The organism is Methylobrevis pamukkalensis (assembly GCF_001720135.1).
GTDB classification, from domain to species: domain Bacteria; phylum Pseudomonadota; class Alphaproteobacteria; order Rhizobiales; family Pleomorphomonadaceae; genus Methylobrevis; species Methylobrevis pamukkalensis.
In genome coordinates, this window is the sequence record NZ_MCRJ01000048.1 from 1 (window position 1) to 19,459 (window position 19,459).

Genomic DNA, 19,459 nt, shown 5'->3' on the forward strand with positions numbered 1-19,459 from the left:
CGAATTGCGGTGGCATAGGGTCGGGCTCCTCGCGCTGCCTCTCCGAGGCAGAGTTTTGCCCTCGGCCAAGAGATCGTGAGCCTTGTCCCTTTGGGATGCCGCGATATCGGGAAGAAATGGAGCGGGTGAAGGGAATCGAACCCTCGTATGCAGCTTGGGAAGCTGCCGTTCTACCATTGAACTACACCCGCACCGCACGGGAGCCGAGGCCGCCGGCAGGCGACGGGAGGCGGGTGAAACCGCGCTCCTGTCACCAATCCTTCTATCCGATCCGGTGGCGCGCCGGCAAGGCCGATGCGCGAGGTCCGAAGCGTCAGTCCGCCGCTTCGGCCTCGGCAGGCACCGCATCCGGGATCGCTTCCGGGATCACCGGGCCGATCAGCGGCTTCCAGTGGGCGATGCCGACGCCCATCGACGACACGAGGTGATGGTCGAATTCCTCCGGCACCAGGTCCGGCTTGACCCGGCCTTCGGGCGACTCGGCGATCGCGTCGTTGATGTCGTAGTAGAAGATGCCGCGGGCCTCGCAGGCCTTCCGGAGCAACTCGTTGAAACGGCGATGCCGCCAGTCGATCACGGTAAAGTCCGGGAAGATCTCGACCAGCTTCTGCTTGTAGGCGCGCTTGTGCTCCGGGGAGGCCACGTCCTGATTGAGGATGCGGACGGTGTAGCGCACCGCCTTGCTGCGGTTCCAGGTGAGGACCGAGAGGTTGATGCCCTTGACGACCACCGTCTTGCCGGTGTCCTTCCGCATCCCCTCGACGAAATCCATGTAGGTGTCGACCAGGCCCGCGGCGAATTCGTCGAAGTCGAGGACCATCTCCTTGACGATCTCGCGGTAGAAATAGCCGAGTTCGATGTCCACCTGCCCGAAGGCGAGCAGCACCGCGTCGTCATCGGCGCGCACATTCGCAAGGATGCGCTCGCGCACGTTGAGCGTCGATTTCTTCTTGCCGAATCCCGTAATGGTTGAGCCGGTGAACTGCTTCTGCTTCACATCGACCGATTTCAGCTGTGGTAGATAGTCGGCAACCTGGGGAGTGATCTCGAAATATCTGCTGTGACTGTCACCGAAAGTAGAAATCTTGAACAAGTCCGGAACTCCCAGAAGAGGAATACCCGGATTGTATCGGCTGCGTTGCACACTGGCAACCGCGCCCCGAGGACCGGCAGGCGGGGCCCGCCGCCGCCTCAGCCGCGAAAATGCTTCGACAGTTTCAGGCCCTGCGCCTGGTAGTTGGAGCCGATGCCCATGCCGTAGAGCGTGTCGGGGCGGGCCTGCATCTTCTCGTAGACGAGGCGGCCGATGGTCTGGCCGTGGTCGAGGATGAAGGGCACCTCGCGCGAGCGCACCTCCAGCACGGCGCGCGCGCCGGTGCCGCCGGCGGCGGCATGGCCGAAGCCGGGGTCGAAGAAGCCGGCGTAGTGGACGCGGAATTCGCCCACCAGCGGGTCGATGGCGACCATCTCGCGGCGGTGTCGGGCGGCACGTGCACGGCCTCGCGGCTGGCGAGGATGTAGAATTCGCCGGGGTCGAGGATCAGGCTCGGCGCGCCGCGGGCGTGGATCGGCTCCCAGAAGTCGAGCACCTCGAAAGCAGCCTTCCTGTCCACGTCGATCACGCCGGTGTGGCGCTTGGCGCGGTAGCCGAGCAGGGCACCCGTCCCCTCGCGCATCAGGTCGATCGACAGCGTCAGCCCGTCCTCGAAGCGCGCCGGATCGGTGTCGACCAGCGGCGTCACCGCATGAAGATCGGCAAGCTCGGTGTCGTCCAGCCGGGCCGAGCCGGCGCGGAACCGCACCTGCGACAGGCGCGAGCCGGTGCGCACCAGCACCGGGAAGGTGCGCGGCGACACCTCCACATAGAGCGGGCCGTGATAGCCGACGGGAATGGTGTCGAAGGAATGGCCACCGTCGGTGATGACGCGGGTGAACACGTCCAGCCGGCCGGTGGAGCTCTTCGGATTGGCCGAGGCCGACACGCCGGCGGGCAGGGCGAAGGTTTCCAGCACGGGCACCAGATAGACGCAGCCGGTCTCCAGCACCGCGCCCTCGCGCAGGTCGATGGTGTGCAGCCGCAGCCGCTCCAGCTTGTCGGTCACGCTCACATGCGGGCCGGGCAGGAAGCTGGCGCGCAGGCGGTGGGCGACGGTGCCGAGCCGGAGGTCGATGCTCGCCGGCTGGATCTGGTCGCATCGAAGGGCGCATCGGCAAGGATGCCGCCGGCCTCGGCCATCGCCCGGATGCCCTGGGAGGGCAGGATGCCGGTGGGGTGAGCGGTCATGGATGTCGGGTCCGTTCGGATGAGGCTGGCGGCTGCGTGTCTGGCCAAGAGCAATAGGGGGAAAGCCGCGCAAAAGGAAGCCGGAGACAGGCGGGTGCAGGGATAGTCGCGCCCGCACGGCGCTCCGGATGGGGCGTCATGCTCCCTTGCCGCCGATCGCCTCCAGATAGGCCCGCACCGCGGTCTGCACATGGCGGAACCGGTCGCCGCCGAGATGCTTGCCGCCATACCAGCGGGTGACCACCACGATGTGGTCGGCCAGCCCGGCCCGCTCCAGCATGCGCAGGATCACCATCCCGGCGCCGCTCTCCCCGTCGTCATTCTTCATCGGCCCCTCGGCTGACGAGATCAGCCCCCAGCTGTTGTGGGTCGCCTTGGCAAACTTCTTCGTGCGCCGCAGCTCGTCGACAAACGCCCGCGCCTCCGCCGTGCTGCGGCAGGGCCCGCCGGACACGGCATATCTCGAGCCACGGTCGGTGAGGATGTCGTCGAGGATCAGCATGGGGGAGGGTTTACGGAAACGCGCAGGGAAGTGCCAGTGGAGCCGGCGAAGATCGCGGCAAGGACTGCCGTTCCGCCCTTCTTCCCGTTGACACCCCCTCCCGCCTCCCGCTATCGTTTCCCCACCGTGGTCATTTGAGCCGGCCGGCTTGCCGCCACGTAAAACAACGGGCTAAAATGGTCGGGTGGATGCGGGAGCTTCCCGTGTCGTGTTGCAACCCGGTCCGGCTGATGCCTGCCGGGTTTTTTGTTGCCGCGGCGCCTTCGTCGCCGGGCCGTTCTGGACGCCGAGATCATGACCGACCGCACATTCCATCCCGAAACGCTGCTCGTTCACGGCGGCACGCTGCGCTCCCAGTTCGGCGAGACCTCCGAGGCGCTGTTCCTCACCCAGGGCTATGTCTACGACAGCGCCGAGCAGGCCGAGGCGCGCTTCACCGGCGAGAGCCCGGGCTACCAGTATTCGCGCTTTTCCAACCCGACCGTGACCATGTTCGAGGAGCGCATGGCGTTGCTGGAAGGCGCGGAGGTGGCGCGGGCCACGGCGACGGGCATGGCGGCGGTGACGGCGGCGATGCTGTGCCAGGTCAAGGCCGGCGACCATGTGGTGGCGGCGAAAGCCCTGTTCGGCTCGTGTCGCTACATCGTCGAGGACCTGCTGCCGCGCCTTGGCGTCGCCTCGACGCTGATCGACGGCGCCGACCTTCAGGCGTGGAAGGACGCGGCGCGGCCGGAGACGGTCGCCTTCTTCCTCGAAAGCCCGACCAACCCGACGCTGGAACTGGTCGACATCGAGGCCGTGGCGGCGATCGCGCATGCCGCCGGCGCCCGCCTCGTGGTCGACAACGTGTTCGCGACGCCCATGTGGCAGAAGCCGATGGCGCTCGGCGCCGACGTCGTCGTCTATTCGGCGACCAAGCATATCGACGGCCAGGGCCGCTGCCTCGGCGGCGTGGTGCTCTGCTCGCAGGAGTTCCTCGACAAGCACCTCCAGACCTTCATCCGCCAGACCGGGCCGTCGATGAGCCCGTTCACGCCTGGGTGCTGCTGAAGGGCCTCGAGACGCTGCCGATCCGCATCGAGCGCCAGACGCGCAGCGCGGCGGTCGTCGCCGACGCGCTGGCGGCGCACCCCGTCGTGACGCGGGTGTTCTACCCCGGCCGCGCCGACCATCCGCAGGCGGAACTGGCCAAACGCCAGATGTCGGGTGGCTCCACCATGGTCGCCTTCGAGGTGGCGGGCGGCAAGGCGGGGGCGTTCGCGGTCGCCAATGCACTGCGTCTGATCAAGATCTCCAACAACCTCGGCGACGCCAAGAGCCTGATCACCCATCCGGCGACGACGACGCACCAGCGCCTGTCGGACGAGGCCCGCGCCGAACTCGGCATCGGGCCGGGCCTGCTGCGCCTGTCGGTCGGGCTGGAGCACGCCGGCGACCTCGTCGCCGACCTGACGGCGGCGCTCGATGCGGCGAGCGGCGTGCGCGCGGCGGCGGAGTAATCCGCCTCAGCGAAGCGCCGTTGCGCCGGCCACGATCCGCGCCGCCGCCGACAGGGCGGTGAGCGCGGCGAAGGCACAGGCGAGCGCGGCAAACCAGCCGGGCAGGGCGGTCATCACCAGGAACACGGCGACGGTCTCGGCCCCTTCGGCAAGGCCGGCGACGTAGAACAGCGACTTCTTGCCCTGTGCCTCGCTCGTCAGTCCGCGCTTTTGCGCCATGATCGCGAAGGCGAGGAAGGCCGCGCCGTTGATGTAGAAGGCGGTGAGCAGGGCGCCCGCCGCCAGCGCGTTGGCGGGGGGGTCATGGACCGCGAAGGCAAGCGGCACGAGGCCGTAGAAGGCGAAATCCAGCACGATGTCGAGATAGCCGCCGCGGTCCGTCGCCCCGACGCACCTGGCCAGCGCGCCGTCGAGCCCGTCGGCCAGCCGGTTCGCGGCGATCAGGGCGAAGGCGATCAGGAACTGGCCGAAGACGATGGCGAGCGCGGCGCCAGCGCCGAGCGCAAAGCCCGCCACCGTTACCGCGTCGGCGGAAATGCCGGCCCTGTGCAGCCGTCCGGCGATCCGGTCGAGCGGCGGGTCGATCAGCGGGCGCAGGCGGGCATCGAACATTTCTGGGCCTCGGGATGCGGGTGTCGGTGCGCTCGGGAGTTGACGATGCGGGGCAACGGTTCATATTCCGGCTTTTCGGAGGGAGAACCACATGTTCCGTGCGATCACCGGCGACATCGAGGTGCGGGTCACGCCGGTCTACCGTCCGGAAGAGTCCCGGCCCGACGAGCGTCGCTGGTTCTGGGCCTATACGGTGGAGATCCACAACGGCGGGCCGCGGTCCGTGCAGCTTCTGTCGCGCCGCTGGCTGATCACCGACGCGCTCGGCACCGTGCGCGAGGTCTCGGGCGCCGGCGTCGTCGGCCAGCAGCCGATGATCGGCCCGGACGAGTGGTTCCGCTACACCAGCGGCTGCCCGCTGCCCACGTCCTCCGGCTTCATGCAGGGCGAATACCGGATGGTCGACGACGCGGGCGTCGCCTTCGAGGTCGCGATCCCCACCTTCGCCCTCGACCTGCCGGACGTGGTGCGCATCCTCAACTGAGGATTTCTGGGCTCGTGTCAGGCGGGGCGGCGGCGGAAGCGGATGCGGGCCGAACGCTCGATGGCGGCAACCACCAGCTTGTCGATCAGGAAGCGGTCTTCCATCATCTGCAGGAACACGAGTTCCTCCTGCGGCACCTCCACGTCGGCGGCAGCGATGTCGACGGCGAGCGCATAGGCGGTCTCCTTCAGCGCGGCCGGCAGGCTGAGATCGATCGCCTCGAGGATGGTGTCGAGGCCGTGGTCGCGGTCGAGCGTCTCGATGCAGGCATTGGCCACCGTCATCGTGTCGCCCGCAAAGCCGGAAAACACCGGCAGCAGGTCGACGAGCGCCCGGAGCTTGGCAAATTCCGCCGGCTTCATCCTGTGGTCGGCCGCCGAGGTCGTGACCATGGCGTAGATCAGGGCTTCGTGCACGGTAAGCGGCGTCTTCATCTGGGTCCTCGCTGGAGCCGGTCGGGAGGCAAGCGGTAGCGACGATCCGGGGCGCTGGCAAGGCACGGGGCCGCCCAAGGCGGATTTCCCGGTCGCAGCCGGGGTTTTGCGCCGATTGACGTAGGTGCCTCCCCTCCCTACTGTCCGCCGTCCCGCGCAGATCGCGGGGCCGCGCCGCTCCAACGAGGACATTATGGGCACCCAGACCGCCACTCCGACTGCCGCTTTCGATCCCGCCCTCGTCGAGGCCGCCGGCCGTTCCAAGGCCTGGCCCTTCGAAGAGGCGAAGAAGATCATCGCGCGCATCGAGAAACGCGGGGTTCCGGAGGGCGGCGTCCTGTTCGAGACCGGCTACGGGCCCTCGGGCCTGCCGCATATCGGCACCTTCGGCGAGGTGTCGCGCACGACGATGGTGCGCCATGCCTTCCACGTGCTCACCGGCGGCAGCGTGCCGACCCGGCTGCTGTGCTTTTCCGACGACATGGACGGCATGCGCAAGGTGCCGGACAACGTGCCGAACCAGGAGCTGCTGCGGAGCCATCTCGGCCAGCCGCTGACCAAGGTGCCGGACCCGTTCGGCTCCCACGACAGCTTCGGCCACCACAACAACGCGCGCCTGCGCGCCTTCCTTGATCACTTCGGCTTCGACTACGAATTCGCCTCGGCCACCGACTATTACGCCCGCGGCCTGCTCGACGAGAAGCTGCTGGTGATGCTCGAGCGCTATGACGACGTGATGGCGATCATGCTGCCGACCCTGCGCGAGGAGCGGCGCAAGACCTACTCGCCGTTCCTGCCCGTGCATCCGGGCACCGGCGTCGTCATGCAGGTGCCGGTGGAGGAGCGCAACGTCGCCAGCGGCACCATCGTCTGGACCGATCCGGACACCGGCGCCCGCTTCGAGACGCCCGTCACCGGCGGCCATGCCAAGGCGCAGTGGAAGCCCGACTGGGCGCTGCGCTGGGCGGCGCTCGGCGTTGCCTACGAGATGAGCGGCAAGGACCACATCGACAACGTCAAGACCTCGGGCAAGATCTGCAAGGTGCTCGGCGGCGAGCCGCCGGAGGGCTTCAACTACGAGCTCTTCCTCGACGAGGAGGGCGAGAAGATCTCCAAGTCGCGCGGCAACGGCCTGACCATCGACGAGTGGCTGGCCTATGCCAGCCCCGAAAGCCTGTCGCTGTTCATGTATGCCAAGCCGAAGACCGCCAAGCGCCTGTTCTTCGACGTGATCCCGAAGAATGTCGACGAGTATTTCACCTATCTCTCGGCCTACGGCCGGCAGGACCTCGACGCGCAGATCGCCAATCCGGTCTGGCACATCCACTCCGGCACGCCGCCGGCGGTGGACCTGCCGGTGCCCTTCGCCATGCTGCTGAACCTCGTCTCGGCCAGCCACGCCCACGACCGCGCCACGCTCTGGGGCTTCATCTCCCGCTATGCGCCCGGCGTGACCGCAGAGACCCATCCGAAACTCGACGAACTCGCCGGCTACGCGATCCGCTACTACGAGGACCGGGTCCGGCCCTACAAGGTGTTCAAGACGCCGGACGAGACCGAACTGGCCGCGCTCGCCGCCCTGCGCGACAAGCTCGCCGGCCTGCCGAAGGACGCCGATTCCGAGGCGATCCAGAACGCGGTGCTGGATGTTGCCCGCTCCATCCCGCGCTATCAGGACACGAAGAAGCTCGGTCCCGACGGCGGTCCCGGCGTGTCGGTGGAATGGTTCTCCGCGCTCTACCAGCTCCTGCTCGGCCAGGAACGCGGTCCGCGCTTCGGCTCCTTCGTGGCGCTCTACGGCCTGGACGAGACCGTGGCGATGATCGACGCCGCCCTCGCCGGCCGCCTTGGGAGAGGGTAGGGCCCGGCGCCATCACGAAGACGGGATCGGCTTTTTGCGTGAGACTGGAACAGGTTCTTGAGGGACGACGTTTCCTGTGCAGACCGACAAGAAGTCGGCAGTGACAGGAAAGGACATTCTCATGACTTCCAGCACCAGCGACAAGGCCAGCGGCATGGCCAACGAGGCCACCGGCAACGTCAAGCAGGGCATCGCCAAGGTGACCGGCTCCAGGGAACTCGAAGCCGAGGGCCGCGCGCAGGAACTGAAGGGCGAAGCCCAGCAGGCTCTTGGCGACGCCAAGGACAAGACCAAGGATGCCGTCGACCGCATCTGATCGGGTCGGTCGCGTTGCACGGTGACCCACAGGGCGCCCGAGAGCAACCGGCCAGACGGATCGAGACATCAAAAAGGCCGGCGCGGCGAGATCCGCGCCGGCCTTTTGCGTCGTGGGTTCGACCTGGCCTTGAACGGGCAGGCGGCTATTCGCCGGCCTCCGCAAGTTCGCCGTCGGCCAGCGTATGCGCGCGCAGGGCGCTCATCCGGAACAGAAGGTCCGGATCGGCGCTGCCGGCAACGAGGCCGGCGATCAGCCGCGACAGGATGGCGTCGAGCGCCGACGCGTCGGCTGCCGACAGATGGCCGAGGAAGCTGCCGGTCACGGCGAGCCGCTTTTCCTGCAGCTGACCGGCGCGGCGACGCCCGCGCGAGGTCAGTTCCACCATCACCTCGCGCCCCGCTCGCCGCTGCCGGCGCACCAGCCAGTCCTTTTCCAGCCGGTCCACGAGCCGCACCGCGGCCGAATGGGTGAGGCCCGTCAGCTGGGCGACGGTGCCGATGGAGAGAATGCCGCGCGCCTTCAGCGAGATGAGCGCGGCGACGGCCGAAGGCGACAGGCCATCCGTATCGCCCTCGATCGCGTCGATCACGGCCTGGGCGACAATCGCCAGCTTGTCGGCGACCGCCGTGGAGTCGTCCATGGGCCAAGTCCCTTTTTGCTGTGAGCCGGCCGCGACCCTGACCCCGGTCATGGCGGTCTCAGCCAACCTGGCGCTGCATCAGCACCAGATCCAGATAGCGGCCGAACTTCTGTCCGACCTCCGGCATCCGCCCGGATTCCACGAAGCCAAGGCTCTCGTGGAGGCGGATCGACACCGTGTTGCCCGCCTCGATGCCGGCGACGAGGACATGGAGACCGCGCTCCCCTGCCTCGACGATCAGCGTTTGCAGCAGCTGCCTGCCTATTCCGTGGCCCCGCGACCGCGACGAGACGTAGAGCGAAAGTTCTCCGGTTGCCCGGAATCCCTCGAAAGCGCGGAACGGACCGTAGCTGGCATAGCCCAGCACATGCTCCTCGCGCACCGCCACGAGGATGGGCTGACCTGAAGATATGCGAGACTCATACCAACTCTGCCGGTTGGCGAGATCGACCGGCGTTTCGTTCCAGATCGCCGTCGTCTTCAGCACCGCGTCGTTGTAGATGTCGAGGATGCCGGGAAGATCCTGCGGCTGGGCATGGCGTATCAGGGGCATGGATGCTCCGTGGGCGGGCTGTCGAGCCACTTGTAGAAGAAGGTCGTCGGCGCGAGGACGCCGTGCGGACGGAAGCTGTGGCCGGGTACCACGCCGAAGGCCGTCCAGCCGGCGCCGCGGTAGAGCGCCTCGCCGGCGCTGCCGGTCTCGGTGTCGAGCATCAGCAGCGTGCGGCCGGCGGCCAGGGCGGCCTCTTCCGCTGTGGCGAGAAGCCGGCGGCCGAGCCCCCGCCGCCGCATCGACGAATGCACCAGCATCTTGCCGATGTCGGCCCGATGCGGCGCATTCGGCTGCGGGGCGAGACTGAGCACCACGGTGCCGACCACGCGTCCACCGACGAGGGCGACGAACAGGCGGCGGCTGCCGTCGTCGATCCGCGGAAACTGGCCCTGCCAGAAGGCGGCGGCCCGCTCGGCATCGAGGCCGGCCATGAAGTTGACCGACGCGCCGCCGGCGACCGCATCGGCAAGGACGGCGGCAAGGTCGGCGAGGCGCTCGCGGGCCTCAGCGCCGCGAAGTTCGGTCACGACGATCGGATCCATGGCGTCTTCTGTCATGGCACACATGCGTTTCATGCCTTGCCGATATCGGGGAAATCGATGCTAGCATAGCCTCCACAAGCGATTTTGACATTTGGAATCGGGAACTTCCATGGATCTCGACCAACTGCGCACCTTCGACCGCATCGTTCGCGACGGCAGTTTCACCAAGGCCGCCGCCCGTCTCAACGTGACCCAGGCCACGGTTTCGATGCGGATGCGGGCGCTCGAGGAGATCGTCGGCCGGCCGCTTCTGGAGCGGGGCCGGCAGATCGGGCTGACCGAGGCCGGGGTGGCCTTCCTGCCGTTTGCCCGGCGCATCCTCGCCACCATGATCGAGGGCCAGCATGCGCTGCGCGCCTCCGAGCGCGGCCAGGTCTCGCTCGCCTGCCTGCGCAGTCTCGGCCGGGTGCTGACGGCGGCCCCGATCGCGGAATTTGCCGCCGCCCACCGCGGCGTGGAACTGACGGTGGAGGAGGGGCGCCACCGCGACATCGCCGAATTCGTCCACGACCGCCGCGTCGATCTTGCCGTGATGGGCTGGCCGAACCTCGATCCGCTGCTCGACCAGATCGTGCCGGTGGCCGTGTTCCGCGAGCGGGTGGTGTTCTGCGCCTGCCCGGTGCTGGCGGAGGAAATCGGCCCGGAGCCGACGCTCGACCGCATCTTCGAGATCGCGCCGCAATTCGTGCGCCTGTTCTGGTGGCAGCTGCTGCCGGACGCGATCGCCAATCTCGCCTTCCGGGCAAGGACCACCTCGGCCGTGCCCTATGCGGCGGCGCGGGCGATGATCGAGCGCGGCCTCGCGGTCGGCCACCTGCTGGAGCCGCTGGTGCGCGAGGCGCTCGACGCCGGGCGGCTCGTCGATCTCGCGCCGATCGACATGCCGGTCGTCACCCGGGATTCGGCGCTGGTGGTCGGCAAGCCCGGGGCGCTGGAGCGGCCGCTCGTCGCCGAGCTCGCCGAGCGGCTGATCGCCTCGGCCCGTGCGATCGGCATGCAGGTGACCGACGGCCGCCAGGACTGAACCGGGGGCGCGGACCTGCGGAAAATCCGGGAAATCCGCTTTGCGGCGCACCGTGGCGGTGCTATCTAGCCGGCCATGACGACAGAGCCCATTTCCAACATCCGCAACTTCGCGATCATCGCCCACATCGACCACGGCAAGTCGACGCTGGCCGACCGGCTGATCCAGTCGACGGGCACCTTGTCCGAGCGGGAGATGACCAATCAGGTGCTCGATTCGATGGACATCGAGCGCGAGCGCGGCATCACCATCAAGGCCCAGACCGTTCGCCTCGTCTACAAGGCCAACGACGGCGAGGAATACATCCTCAACCTGATGGACACGCCCGGCCACGTCGACTTCGCCTACGAGGTGTCGCGCTCGCTCGCGGCCTGCGAGGGCTCGCTGCTGGTGGTCGACGCCTCCCAGGGCGTCGAGGCGCAGACGCTCGCCAACGTCTATCAGGCGCTCGACAACAACCACGAGATCGTCACGATCCTCAACAAGGTCGACCTGCCCGCTGCGGAGCCGGAGCGCATCCGCCAGCAGATCGAGGACGTGATCGGCCTCGACACCGCCCATGCGGTGGAAATCTCCGCCAAGACCGGCCTCAACATCGAGGGCGTGCTGGAGGCGATCGTCACCCAGTTGCCGCCGCCGAAGGGCGACCGCACGGCACCGCTCAAGGCGATGCTGGTCGACAGCTGGTACGATGCCTATCTCGGCGTCATGGTGCTCGTGCGCATCATCGACGGCGAGCTGAAGAAGGGCCAGCGCATCAAGATGATGCGCACGGGCGCCGTCTACGAGGTCGAGCGCGTCGGCGTGATGAGCCCCAAGCTGCTCGTCACCGACCGGCTCGGCACCGGCGAGGTCGGCGTCTTCACCGGCTCGATCAAGGAGGTGGCCGACACCGCCGTCGGCGACACGATCACCGACGACAAGCGCCCGACCGCCGAGCCGCTGCCCGGCTTCCGCCCGGCCCAGCCCGTGGTGTTCTGCGGCCTGTTCCCGGTCGATGCCGCCGACTTCGACGACCTGCGCGCCGCCATGGGCAAGCTCCGGCTCAACGACGCCAGCTTCTCCTACGAGATGGAATCCTCCGCCGCCCTCGGCTTCGGCTTCCGCTGCGGCTTCCTCGGCCTGCTGCATCTGGAGATCATCCAGGAGCGGCTGGAGCGCGAGTTCAACCTCGACCTGATCGCGACCGCGCCGTCGGTCGTCTACAAGATGCTGCTGAACAGCGGCGAGGAGATCGAGCTGCACAATCCGGCCGACATGCCGGACGTGGTCAGGATCGACACGATCGCCGAGCCGTGGATCCGGGCGCAGATCATGACGCCGGACGACTATCTCGGCCCGATCCTGAAGCTGTGCCAGGACCGCCGCGGCATCCAGGCCGACCTCAACTATGTCGGCAGCCGCGCCATGGTCTCCTACGACCTGCCGCTGAACGAGGTGGTGTTCGACTTCTACGACCGCCTGAAGTCGATCTCGAAGGGCTATGCCTCCTTCGACTACCACCTGACCGACTACCGCGAGGGTGACCTCGTCAAGATGTCGATCCTCGTCAACGCCGAGCCGGTGGACGCGCTGTCGATGCTGGTCCATCGCAGCCAGGCGGAACGACGCGGCCGGGCGATGTGCGAGAAGCTCAAGGACCTGATCCCGCAGCACCTGTTCCAGATCCCGATCCAGGCGGCGATCGGCGGCAAGATCATCGCCCGCGAGACGGTGCGGGCGCTGCGCAAGGACGTGACCGCCAAGTGCTACGGCGGCGACATCACCCGCAAGCGCAAGCTGCTGGACAAGCAGAAGGAAGGCAAGAAGCGCATGCGGCAGTTCGGCAAGGTGGAGATCCCGCAGGAGGCCTTCATCGCCGCGCTGAAGATGGAGGACTGAGAATGCCGCCGGAGTGCGGGACCCTGTTGCTGAACGGGCTCTCCCTTCGACGTGGACGTCTGCGCCGCCCCGCCGGAGCATGCAGATGAGCCGCGCCTTCACCAAGGAGGGGGGCGGCAGCGATGCGGTCGACAGGATGCCGGACCGGCCGATCTCGCCGCACCGCAATCTGGTCACCGCCGAAGGGCTGGCCGCGCTCGAGACGGAGATTGCCCGGCTCGACGCGGCGCTTGCCACGGCCCGCGACGCCGGCGACACGGACACCGCCGCGGCGGCCGCCCGTGACCTGCGCTATGTCACCGCCCGGCGCGCGAGCGCCGAACTCGTCGTTTACGAGGAGCCGGCCACGGAGGTCCGCTTCGGGGCCACGGTGACGCTGGAGCGCGGCGACGGGCGCCGCCAGACCTTCCGAATCGTCGGCGAGGACGAGGCCGATCCCGCCCATGGCACGCTGTCCCACGTGTCGCCGCTCGCCCGCGCCCTGCAGGGCCGCGAGGCCGGCGAGGTCGTCGCCTTTCAGGACGGCGAGATCGAGATCATCGATGTGACATGAGGACAAGCCGGCTAAGCTTCGCCCGGTTTATCCTTCCCCCGTAAAACGGAAAGTCGTGCAATCGTCACCGAACTGTCGGACAATCGTGCTCTGTTCGTTGCGAATGAAAGCACGCAAGCCGGCTTTCCACCGGCATCGGGAGACGTGGGCATGGACCTCAGGCACGGGCCGGCGCGGGCACTGGTTTCGAAGATGGCGCCGCTGATGCGCGAGGGGCTGCGGTTTCCGCAGCGCAAGACCGTCCTCCCCGCCGTGCCGCTCTCGCTCGGCCGCATCGGCTCGCTGGAAGCGCGGCTGGCGCGAACCCCGGCCGAGGTGAAGATCGCCCAGCGCCTGCGCTACGAGGTGTTCTACGAGGAGATGGCCGCCGTTGCCGACGCCGGCATGCGCGCCAGCCGCCGCGACGTCGACGACTTCGACCCGATCTGCGACCACCTGCTGGTGATCGACCATGATGCCGAGGGCGAGGACCGCCCGTTCCGCCGTCGCAAGCCGCGGGTGGTCGGCACCTACCGGCTGCTGCGCCAGACGGTGGCCGACATCAACGACGGCTTCTATTCCGCCGGCGAATTCGACATCCAGCCGCTGGTCGACCGCCACCGCGATCTCAATTTTTTGGAGCTCGGCCGCTCCTGCGTGCTGCCGCCCTACCGCAACAAGCGCACCGTGGAATTGCTGTGGGCCGGCATCTGGTCCTACGTCCGCGCCCTGCGCATCGACGTGATGTTCGGCTGCGCCTCGATCGAGGGCACAGATCCGGAGCGGCTGGCGCTGCCGCTGTCCTTCCTCCACCACAACGCGCTGGCGCCCGCCGACTGGCGCGTCTCGGCGCTGCCGGGCCGGCATGTGCCGATGAACATGATGGCCCGCGAGGCGATCGACACCAAGGCGGCGCTCGGCCAGCTGCCGCCGCTGATCAAGGGCTACCTGCGGGTCGGGGCCTATGTGGGCGACGGCGCGGTGATCGACCGCCAGTTCGGCACCACCGACGTTGCCATCGTCCTGCCGGTCTCGGCGATCAACCCGCGCTACATCACCTATTACGGCCCGGACGGCGAACGCCGCGCGGCGTGAGCGCGTGGTCGCGAGCGCGCGGTCGCGAGCGGAAGGCGTCAGCCCTTCGGCCGGAACACGAAGCGCGAATAGCGAGATAGCTCACCACCATGGCAACGCCCGACCCGAAGGCGACGGCGAGCCCCAGCGGCACGTCTGGCAGGGCGAGCAACAGCAACGCATAGGCGAGATAGTTGACGAGGCAGCTGGCCAGCGCCACGAGCCCGTAGCGGCTGCCCTCGGCGGCGAGCGCGTCGTTGCGACGGTCGGCGAAGGTGAAGCGGCGGTTGAGCGCCCAGGTGACGAGGATGGCGACGCCGATCCCCCCGACCCGGGCGAGAAACGGCGACAGCCCGCTTGCTGCCAGCGCCAGCGTCACGCCCGCATCCACCAGGAAGCCGGTGCCGCCGACGGCCGCAAAGCGCAGGAGGCGGATGACGGTGGCGCGGGGCAGGCGCATGGTCGGCCCGGTTCCCTGCGGCGCGTTCACTGCACCGGCAGGCCGGGCACGCCGAGATAGAGGATTCGCTTCTGTTCCACCCGCGAGCGGCTGAGGCTGTCGAGGATCATGCCGACGGCGGCGAGCAGCATGGCGACGATCATCAGCCCGGTGGAGAGCAGGGCGGTCGGCAGGCGCGGCACGAGGCCGGTCTCGAAGAAGGTGACGAGCACGGGCAGCGAGATCGACAGGGCGACCAGCGCGAAGGTGGCGGCCAGCGCCCCGAAGAACAGCGTCGGCCGGGTTTCCTTCAGAAGCTGCAGGAACATGCCGAGGATACGGAAGCCGTCGCGGAAGGTCCGCAGCTTGCTCGCCGATCCCTCGACGCGCCGGCCGTAGCGCAACGGGATCTCCACGGTCGGGATCATCAGCTGGCTGGCGTGGACGCTCATCTCCGTCTCGATCTCGAAACCGGTGGAGAGCGCCGGGAAGCTCTTCACGAAGCGGCGCGTGAAGGCGCGGTAGCCCGAGAAGATGTCCGAGAAATCGGCGCCGAACAGGCGGCGGTAGAGCAGGTTGAAGCCCTTGTTGCCGAGGGCGTGGCCGGCCCGGCCGGCGTCCTCCTCGACGCCCATCCGGGTGCCCACCGCCATGTCGACGCGCTCGGCGATCAGCGCGGCGACCAGCGTCTCCGCGTCGGCCGGGTCATAGGTGCCGTCGCCGTCGGCCATCACGTAGATGTCGGCGTCGATGTCGGCAAACATCCGCCGCACCACGTTGCCCTTGCCCTGCCGCGGCTCGCGCACCACGACGGCGCCGGCCCTTGCGGCTTCCCCGGCGGTCTCGTCCCTGGAATTGTTGTCGTAGACGAAGATGCGGCTGCCCGGCAGCGTGCGCCGGAAGCCCGCGACCACGTCGGCGATAGTGGCCGCCTCGTTGTAGCAGGGGATGATCACCGCGATGTCGAGGCCCGCGAAGCGATCCAGCTGAGACATGAGGACGGTTCTCTCCCTGCGGCCTCGCCCCGGAAATCTGCAGCCCTGCAGGGTCGAGACCGGGCAGGGGCGGTGCGGGCGGAAACCATGTTGTCGGGCTTTACCCTTTCTCCATCGTGTTAAGGCCACACTAAGATCGTTCTCCCGCCGGTTCTGTGCGGCCGTCCGTCTTGCGTAGTGGTCAACAAATGGAAAACGGCTCGATGGGGATCGCCCACGGCGCGGCGCGCCGGTGGAGCGTTCCCGTTCCTCTCATCGCCGCCCTCGTGGCGCTCGTGCTCGTCGCCGTCTTCGGCTGGCGATTCTGGGATCCGGCGGTGTTCGCCGGCGGCCTCGATCCCGATTCGACGATGCGCCTCGTCGAGGTGCGCGATCTCCTCGCCGGCCAGCCCTGGTATGACCTCACCCAGTATCGTCTTGCCCCGCCCGCCGGCGTGGTCATGCACTGGTCGCGGCTGGTCGATGCGCCGATCGCCGGCCTGATCCTGCTGGCCTCGCTTGTCACCGACCGGGCCTCCGCCGAGATCCTCGCGGCCAACCTCTGGCCGCTGCTGCTTGCCACCTGCTTCCTGCTCGCGCTTGCCGCCGCCGCTGCACGGCTCGGCGGGGCGAAGGCGGAGCTGGTCGTCCTGCCGCTGGCCTGTTTCAGCCCGGCGGTGGTGCTGATCTTCACCCCCGGCAGCATCGATCATCACAACGTCCAGGCCGTGCTGATGATGACGATGATCGCCGCGCTCTGCGGCGTTCACGCCAGCCTGCGCGCTGGTGTCGTGGCCGGCCTTGCCGCGGCCGCCAGCCTTGCGGTCGGCATGGAGATGCTGGTCGTAGTGATTGCCGGCGCCGCCGTGCTCGGCCTCGAATGGATGCGCGAGGGCGAGCGGATCCGCCGCGGCGTCACCGGCTACGGTCTCGGCTTCGGCCTCGGCACGCTCGGCTTCTTTCTCGCCACCGTCGCGCCCGGCCGGTGGGGTGTCCCGGTCTGCGACGCGATCTCGCCGCTCTATGTGGGCCTGGCGCTGGCCGGCGGCGGCGGCTTTGCGGCGCTCGCCCGCGTGCTCGGCGGCAGCCGCGACGACGGACCGACCGGCTTCCTCCTGCGCGGCGCCGGCCTTGCCTGCCTCGGCTGCCTGCTCGTCTCCGCCCTCGCGCTCACCGTGCCGCTCTGCCTTGCCGGCCCCTATGCCGCGCTCGACCCGCGGCTCGGGCCGATCTGGCTCGACGACGTGACCGAGGCGATGAACATCGCCGCCGTCGCGGCCCGCAGCCCCAGCCTCGCGGTGATCTATTTTGCTCCGCCGCTGGTCACCCTCCTGCTGCTTGCCGCCTGCTGGCGGGTGATCCCGGCCGGCGAGCGCTTCGCCTGGCGGATGCTGGCGGCAATGCTGGGCCTGATGCTGCTGGTCTCGGCCTGGCAGATCCGCGGCATCGTCACGGTGCAGGCGCTGGCCCTGCCGCTGGTCGCAGCCCTCGCCGTGCGCCTTGCCGACCGGCCGGACGTGCGGACCAGCGCCTCTGCTGCCGGCATCCTCGCCCTGCTCGGCACCGTGCCGCTGGTCTGGTATCTCGGCTTCGCCGCCGCCGGCAGCGTCGGCCGTCTCGACGGCGGCAAGGGTTACGACATCGCGGCCTGCGAGAGGGACGTGGCCGCCGCGCTCGGCTCGGTTCCCGCCGGTCTGGTCGCCGCGCCCTGGACGCTCGGCGCACCGATCCTGAGCCTGACCGGCAGCAGCGTGCTCTCCGCCCCCTATCACCGCAACACCGCCGGCATCCTCGACGCCGACCTTGCGCTGACCCTGCCGCGGCCGGTGCCGAGGCGGTCGTCCTCCGCCGCGATGTCGCCTATGTCGCCTTCTGCGCCGGCGAGGCGACCGCCCGCAAGCTGGCAACGCGCGCGCCGGACGGGCTGCTGGCCGGGCTGTCGGCCGGCAGCGTGCCCGCCTGGCTGGAGCCGGTGGCGGCGACGGGCGACGCGCGGGTGTTCCGCCGGGTCGGCGCCGCGCCGCACGGCACGGTCGTTCCGGACCCGGACGTGACCGGGTCGATCCGTCCGGACGGCCGCTTCGACCTGCGGCCGACCCTGCGGTAGCGCGGCGCGCCTTTCGCCGCGCCGACGATTCCCAGGAACGGGAAAGCCGGCTAGACTCCGGCGCGGGGCAGCGAACGGGACGAACAGAGCCATGGTGCCAAGACCCATCCTCCTCCTCGGCGCGCTCCTGATGCTGGTGAGCCTCGGCCTGCCGGGCACGGCGGCGGCGGCCGAAACGCCGGCCAAGGAACTCTTCGGCGCAAAGGACACCCCTGCTCCGCTGGCGGCGCGGGCGATCGGCTCCTACGCGCGCGGCTGTCTGGCCGGCGCGGTCGCGCTGCCGGTGAACGGGCCGGGCTGGCAGGTGATGCGCCTGTCGCGCAACCGCTTCTGGGGTCATCCCAACCTCATCGCCACGCTGGAACGGCTGGCTGCGAAAGCCCCCGATCTCGGCTGGCGCGGCCTGATGGTCGGCGACATGGCCCAGCCGCGCGGCGGGCCGATGCTCACCGGCCATTCCAGCCACCAGATCGGCCTCGACGCCGACATCTGGCTGCAGCCGACGCCCGATCACCTGATGACCAACCGCGAGCGCGAGAATGTCTCCGCCGTGTCGATGCTGGACCGGAACGGCAAGACGGTCGATCCGCGCAAGTTCACACCCGTTCATGCGGCGCTGATCCGCGCCTCGGCGAAGGACCGCGCGGTGGCGCGGATCTTCGTCAATCCGGCGATCAAGAAGGCGCTGTGCGAGGGCGCCGGCCGCGACCGGGCGTGGCTCTCCAAGGTGCGCCCCTGGTATGGCCACGACTATCACTTCCACATCCGGATCGACTGTCCGCGCGGCTCGTCCGGCTGCAAGGATCAGGCGGCGCCGCCGCCCGGCGACGGCTGCGGCAAGGAGCTTGCGTGGTGGCTGTCGGACGCCCCCTACGCCAAGCCGGACAAGCCGAAGAAGCCGGCTCCGCCGCCCCGTCCCGTCACCCTGAAGGACCTGCCGCCGGCCTGCAGCGAGGTGCTGGTGGCGCGGTGAGTCTGTTGCAGGAGCGGCTGTCAGCGTCAGGCGAGGTCGGTCTTCGAGAAATCCTCGCCCTTGTAGAGGAGGGCGCCGCCCTCGGCCTTCGCGCAGGCATAGGCGAAGCAGTCGCCGAAGTTGAGATCGGCCGCATGGCCGACCGCCTTGCCGAAACGGGCGGCGGCGTCGAGGGCGAGGCTGCCGATCTCCGGGGTGATCGGGATCTGCGTGGCGCCGAGCCCGTCGAGCAGAAGATCCACCGCCTCCTGCGCGCCAAGCAGCAATTCCGGCGTCGGCCGACGCCCCGACCCCGCATCGCGCGATTTCACGCCGGCAAGCGCGACGGTGGCCTCATATCGCACCAGCGGCGACACGGTCAGGTCCGGCGCTGCTGTCAGCCGGTCAAGCCAATGCGGGCCGTCGGCCTCGCGCGCAAGGATCGCCACCAGAACCGACGCATCGACGAACATCAGACGTTCCCCCACATCTCGTCGGTGAAGGTCTTCATGTCGAACGACGGGTCTGAGGCGCCGAGCGCGTCGGCCCGCGCGAGCGCCGTCGCGACCTTGTCGGCAAGCGGCGGCGCCTGCTTCACGAGCGCAATCTCCTTCTCGAGCGCGCGGCGGACGGCTTCGGTCTTGGTCTTCGCCCGGGTGAGGCGCTGCAACTCGGTTGCCAGATCGTCGACCGTCTGGTCGCGGATGTAGAGAGCCATCGGAGATCTCCTCTGCATATACAGATAG

General features: G+C 68.8%; 20 protein-coding genes, 1 tRNA gene, 2 pseudogenes and 1 riboswitch. Of the genes and pseudogenes, 10 read left to right on the forward strand and 13 right to left on the reverse strand.

Features of this window, described 5'->3' with window-relative positions; genetic code table 11:
* Window positions 1–117: 117 nt before the first annotated feature.
* The 4 genes and pseudogenes from A6302_RS09605 to A6302_RS09620 all read right to left on the reverse strand — a co-directional run bounded on the left by A6302_RS09605 (window position 118) and on the right by A6302_RS09620 (window position 2,786).
* Window positions 118–191 (reverse strand) — tRNA-Gly (locus A6302_RS09605).
* A gap of 122 nt (window positions 192–313) precedes the next feature.
* Entirely contained in the window at window positions 314–1,093 is a 780-nt protein-coding gene (locus A6302_RS09610) for a hypothetical protein (protein WP_141703608.1), read from the reverse strand.
* Between the two features lie 98 nt (window positions 1,094–1,191).
* Window positions 1,192–2,284 (reverse strand): annotated as a pseudogene (locus tag A6302_RS09615) (2'-deoxycytidine 5'-triphosphate deaminase).
* A gap of 136 nt (window positions 2,285–2,420) precedes the next feature.
* Complete coding sequence (locus A6302_RS09620; RefSeq protein ID WP_069306860.1) at window positions 2,421–2,786, reverse strand: YigZ family protein; 366 nt, start codon at window positions 2,784–2,786, stop codon at window positions 2,421–2,423.
* A gap of 116 nt (window positions 2,787–2,902) precedes the next feature.
* Window positions 2,903–2,982: riboswitch (SAM riboswitch) on the forward strand.
* Window positions 2,983–3,080: 98 nt separating this feature from the next.
* Between A6302_RS09620 and A6302_RS09625 the strand changes: the two are divergent.
* A pseudogene (locus A6302_RS09625) lies at window positions 3,081–4,285 on the forward strand (O-succinylhomoserine sulfhydrylase).
* Between the two features lie 6 nt (window positions 4,286–4,291).
* Here the strand turns inward: A6302_RS09625 and A6302_RS09630 are convergent.
* Window positions 4,292–4,897, reverse strand: a complete 606-nt coding sequence (locus A6302_RS09630) for a CDP-alcohol phosphatidyltransferase family protein (protein ID WP_069306861.1) — start codon at window positions 4,895–4,897, stop codon at window positions 4,292–4,294.
* Between the two features lie 91 nt (window positions 4,898–4,988).
* Between A6302_RS09630 and apaG the strand changes: the two genes are divergently transcribed.
* Window positions 4,989–5,381 carry a Co2+/Mg2+ efflux protein ApaG gene (apaG, locus tag A6302_RS09635; RefSeq protein WP_069306862.1) on the forward strand — a complete coding sequence of 131 codons (393 nt, stop codon included), beginning with the start codon at window positions 4,989–4,991 and terminating at the stop codon, window positions 5,379–5,381.
* Window positions 5,382–5,398: 17 nt separating this feature from the next.
* Here apaG and A6302_RS09640 read toward each other — a convergent pair whose 3' ends face one another.
* The gene (locus A6302_RS09640; RefSeq protein ID WP_069306863.1) at window positions 5,399–5,815 is read right to left on the reverse strand and encodes a tellurite resistance TerB family protein; all 417 of its coding nucleotides are present in this window, start codon (window positions 5,813–5,815) and stop codon (window positions 5,399–5,401) included.
* A 193-nt stretch (window positions 5,816–6,008) separates the two neighbouring features.
* Between A6302_RS09640 and A6302_RS09645 the strand changes: the two genes are divergently transcribed.
* Together A6302_RS09645 and A6302_RS09650 are read left to right on the forward strand one after the other, a co-directional pair.
* Complete coding sequence (locus tag A6302_RS09645; RefSeq protein ID WP_069306864.1) at window positions 6,009–7,676, forward strand: lysine--tRNA ligase; 1,668 nt, start codon at window positions 6,009–6,011, stop codon at window positions 7,674–7,676.
* A 121-nt stretch (window positions 7,677–7,797) separates the two neighbouring features.
* Complete coding sequence (locus A6302_RS09650; protein WP_069306865.1) at window positions 7,798–7,992, forward strand: CsbD family protein; 195 nt, start codon at window positions 7,798–7,800, stop codon at window positions 7,990–7,992.
* Window positions 7,993–8,137: 145 nt separating this feature from the next.
* Here the strand turns inward: A6302_RS09650 and A6302_RS09655 are convergent, their stop codons facing one another.
* Genes A6302_RS09655 through A6302_RS09665 form a run of 3 tightly spaced genes read right to left on the reverse strand, consistent with a single transcriptional unit; the run spans window position 8,138 to window position 9,730 of the window.
* The gene (locus A6302_RS09655; protein WP_069306866.1) at window positions 8,138–8,635 is read right to left on the reverse strand and encodes a MarR family transcriptional regulator; all 498 of its coding nucleotides are present in this window, start codon (window positions 8,633–8,635) and stop codon (window positions 8,138–8,140) included.
* A 58-nt stretch (window positions 8,636–8,693) separates the two neighbouring features.
* Complete coding sequence (locus A6302_RS09660; RefSeq protein WP_069306867.1) at window positions 8,694–9,188, reverse strand: GNAT family N-acetyltransferase; 495 nt, start codon at window positions 9,186–9,188, stop codon at window positions 8,694–8,696.
* Window positions 9,179–9,730, reverse strand: coding sequence for a GNAT family N-acetyltransferase (locus tag A6302_RS09665; RefSeq protein WP_069306868.1), 552 nt, complete (start codon window positions 9,728–9,730; stop codon window positions 9,179–9,181). The genes A6302_RS09660 and A6302_RS09665 overlap by 10 nt, the downstream gene beginning before the upstream one ends.
* A gap of 109 nt (window positions 9,731–9,839) precedes the next feature.
* On the opposite strand from A6302_RS09665, the gene A6302_RS09670 reads away from it, so the two are divergent.
* The 4 genes from A6302_RS09670 (at window position 9,840) to olsB (ending at window position 14,262) form a co-directional block, all read left to right on the forward strand.
* Window positions 9,840–10,754 carry a LysR family transcriptional regulator gene (locus tag A6302_RS09670; RefSeq protein WP_069306869.1) on the forward strand — a complete coding sequence of 305 codons (915 nt, stop codon included), beginning with the start codon at window positions 9,840–9,842 and terminating at the stop codon, window positions 10,752–10,754.
* A 75-nt stretch (window positions 10,755–10,829) separates the two neighbouring features.
* Window positions 10,830–12,635, forward strand: coding sequence for a translation elongation factor 4 (lepA, locus tag A6302_RS09675; protein ID WP_069306870.1), 1,806 nt, complete (start codon window positions 10,830–10,832; stop codon window positions 12,633–12,635).
* 85 nt (window positions 12,636–12,720) lie between these two features.
* Window positions 12,721–13,188 (forward strand): transcription elongation factor GreA, encoded by a 468-nt coding sequence (gene greA, locus A6302_RS09680; protein WP_069306871.1) that lies wholly within the window; start codon window positions 12,721–12,723, stop codon window positions 13,186–13,188.
* Between the two features lie 204 nt (window positions 13,189–13,392).
* Complete coding sequence (gene olsB, locus A6302_RS09685) at window positions 13,393–14,262, forward strand: l-ornithine N(alpha)-acyltransferase (protein ID WP_069306885.1); 870 nt, start codon at window positions 13,393–13,395, stop codon at window positions 14,260–14,262.
* On the opposite strand, the gene A6302_RS09690 is transcribed toward olsB, so the two are convergent.
* Both A6302_RS09690 and A6302_RS09695 read right to left on the reverse strand, forming a co-directional pair.
* Window positions 14,222–14,701 carry a GtrA family protein gene (locus A6302_RS09690; protein ID WP_342586249.1) on the reverse strand — a complete coding sequence of 160 codons (480 nt, stop codon included), beginning with the start codon at window positions 14,699–14,701 and terminating at the stop codon, window positions 14,222–14,224. The genes olsB and A6302_RS09690 overlap by 41 nt on opposite strands.
* 26 nt (window positions 14,702–14,727) lie before the next feature.
* Entirely contained in the window at window positions 14,728–15,675 is a 948-nt protein-coding gene (locus tag A6302_RS09695; RefSeq protein WP_069306872.1) for a glycosyltransferase, read from the reverse strand.
* A gap of 203 nt (window positions 15,676–15,878) precedes the next feature.
* On the opposite strand from A6302_RS09695, the gene A6302_RS09700 reads away from it, so the two are divergent.
* Together A6302_RS09700 and mepA are read left to right on the forward strand one after the other, a co-directional pair.
* Window positions 15,879–17,708 carry a hypothetical protein gene (locus A6302_RS09700; RefSeq protein WP_069306873.1) on the forward strand — a complete coding sequence of 610 codons (1,830 nt, stop codon included), beginning with the start codon at window positions 15,879–15,881 and terminating at the stop codon, window positions 17,706–17,708.
* Between the two features lie 144 nt (window positions 17,709–17,852).
* Window positions 17,853–18,734, forward strand: coding sequence for a penicillin-insensitive murein endopeptidase (gene mepA, locus A6302_RS09705; protein ID WP_083255656.1), 882 nt, complete (start codon window positions 17,853–17,855; stop codon window positions 18,732–18,734).
* Between the two features lie 26 nt (window positions 18,735–18,760).
* On the opposite strand, the gene A6302_RS09710 is transcribed toward mepA, so the two are convergent.
* Both A6302_RS09710 and A6302_RS09715 read right to left on the reverse strand, forming a co-directional pair.
* Window positions 18,761–19,186, reverse strand: coding sequence for a type II toxin-antitoxin system VapC family toxin (locus A6302_RS09710; protein WP_069306874.1), 426 nt, complete (start codon window positions 19,184–19,186; stop codon window positions 18,761–18,763).
* Complete coding sequence (locus tag A6302_RS09715; RefSeq protein WP_069306875.1) at window positions 19,186–19,431, reverse strand: type II toxin-antitoxin system VapB family antitoxin; 246 nt, start codon at window positions 19,429–19,431, stop codon at window positions 19,186–19,188. Before A6302_RS09715 ends, A6302_RS09710 begins: the two co-directional genes overlap by 1 nt.
* Window positions 19,432–19,459 lie beyond the last annotated feature (28 nt).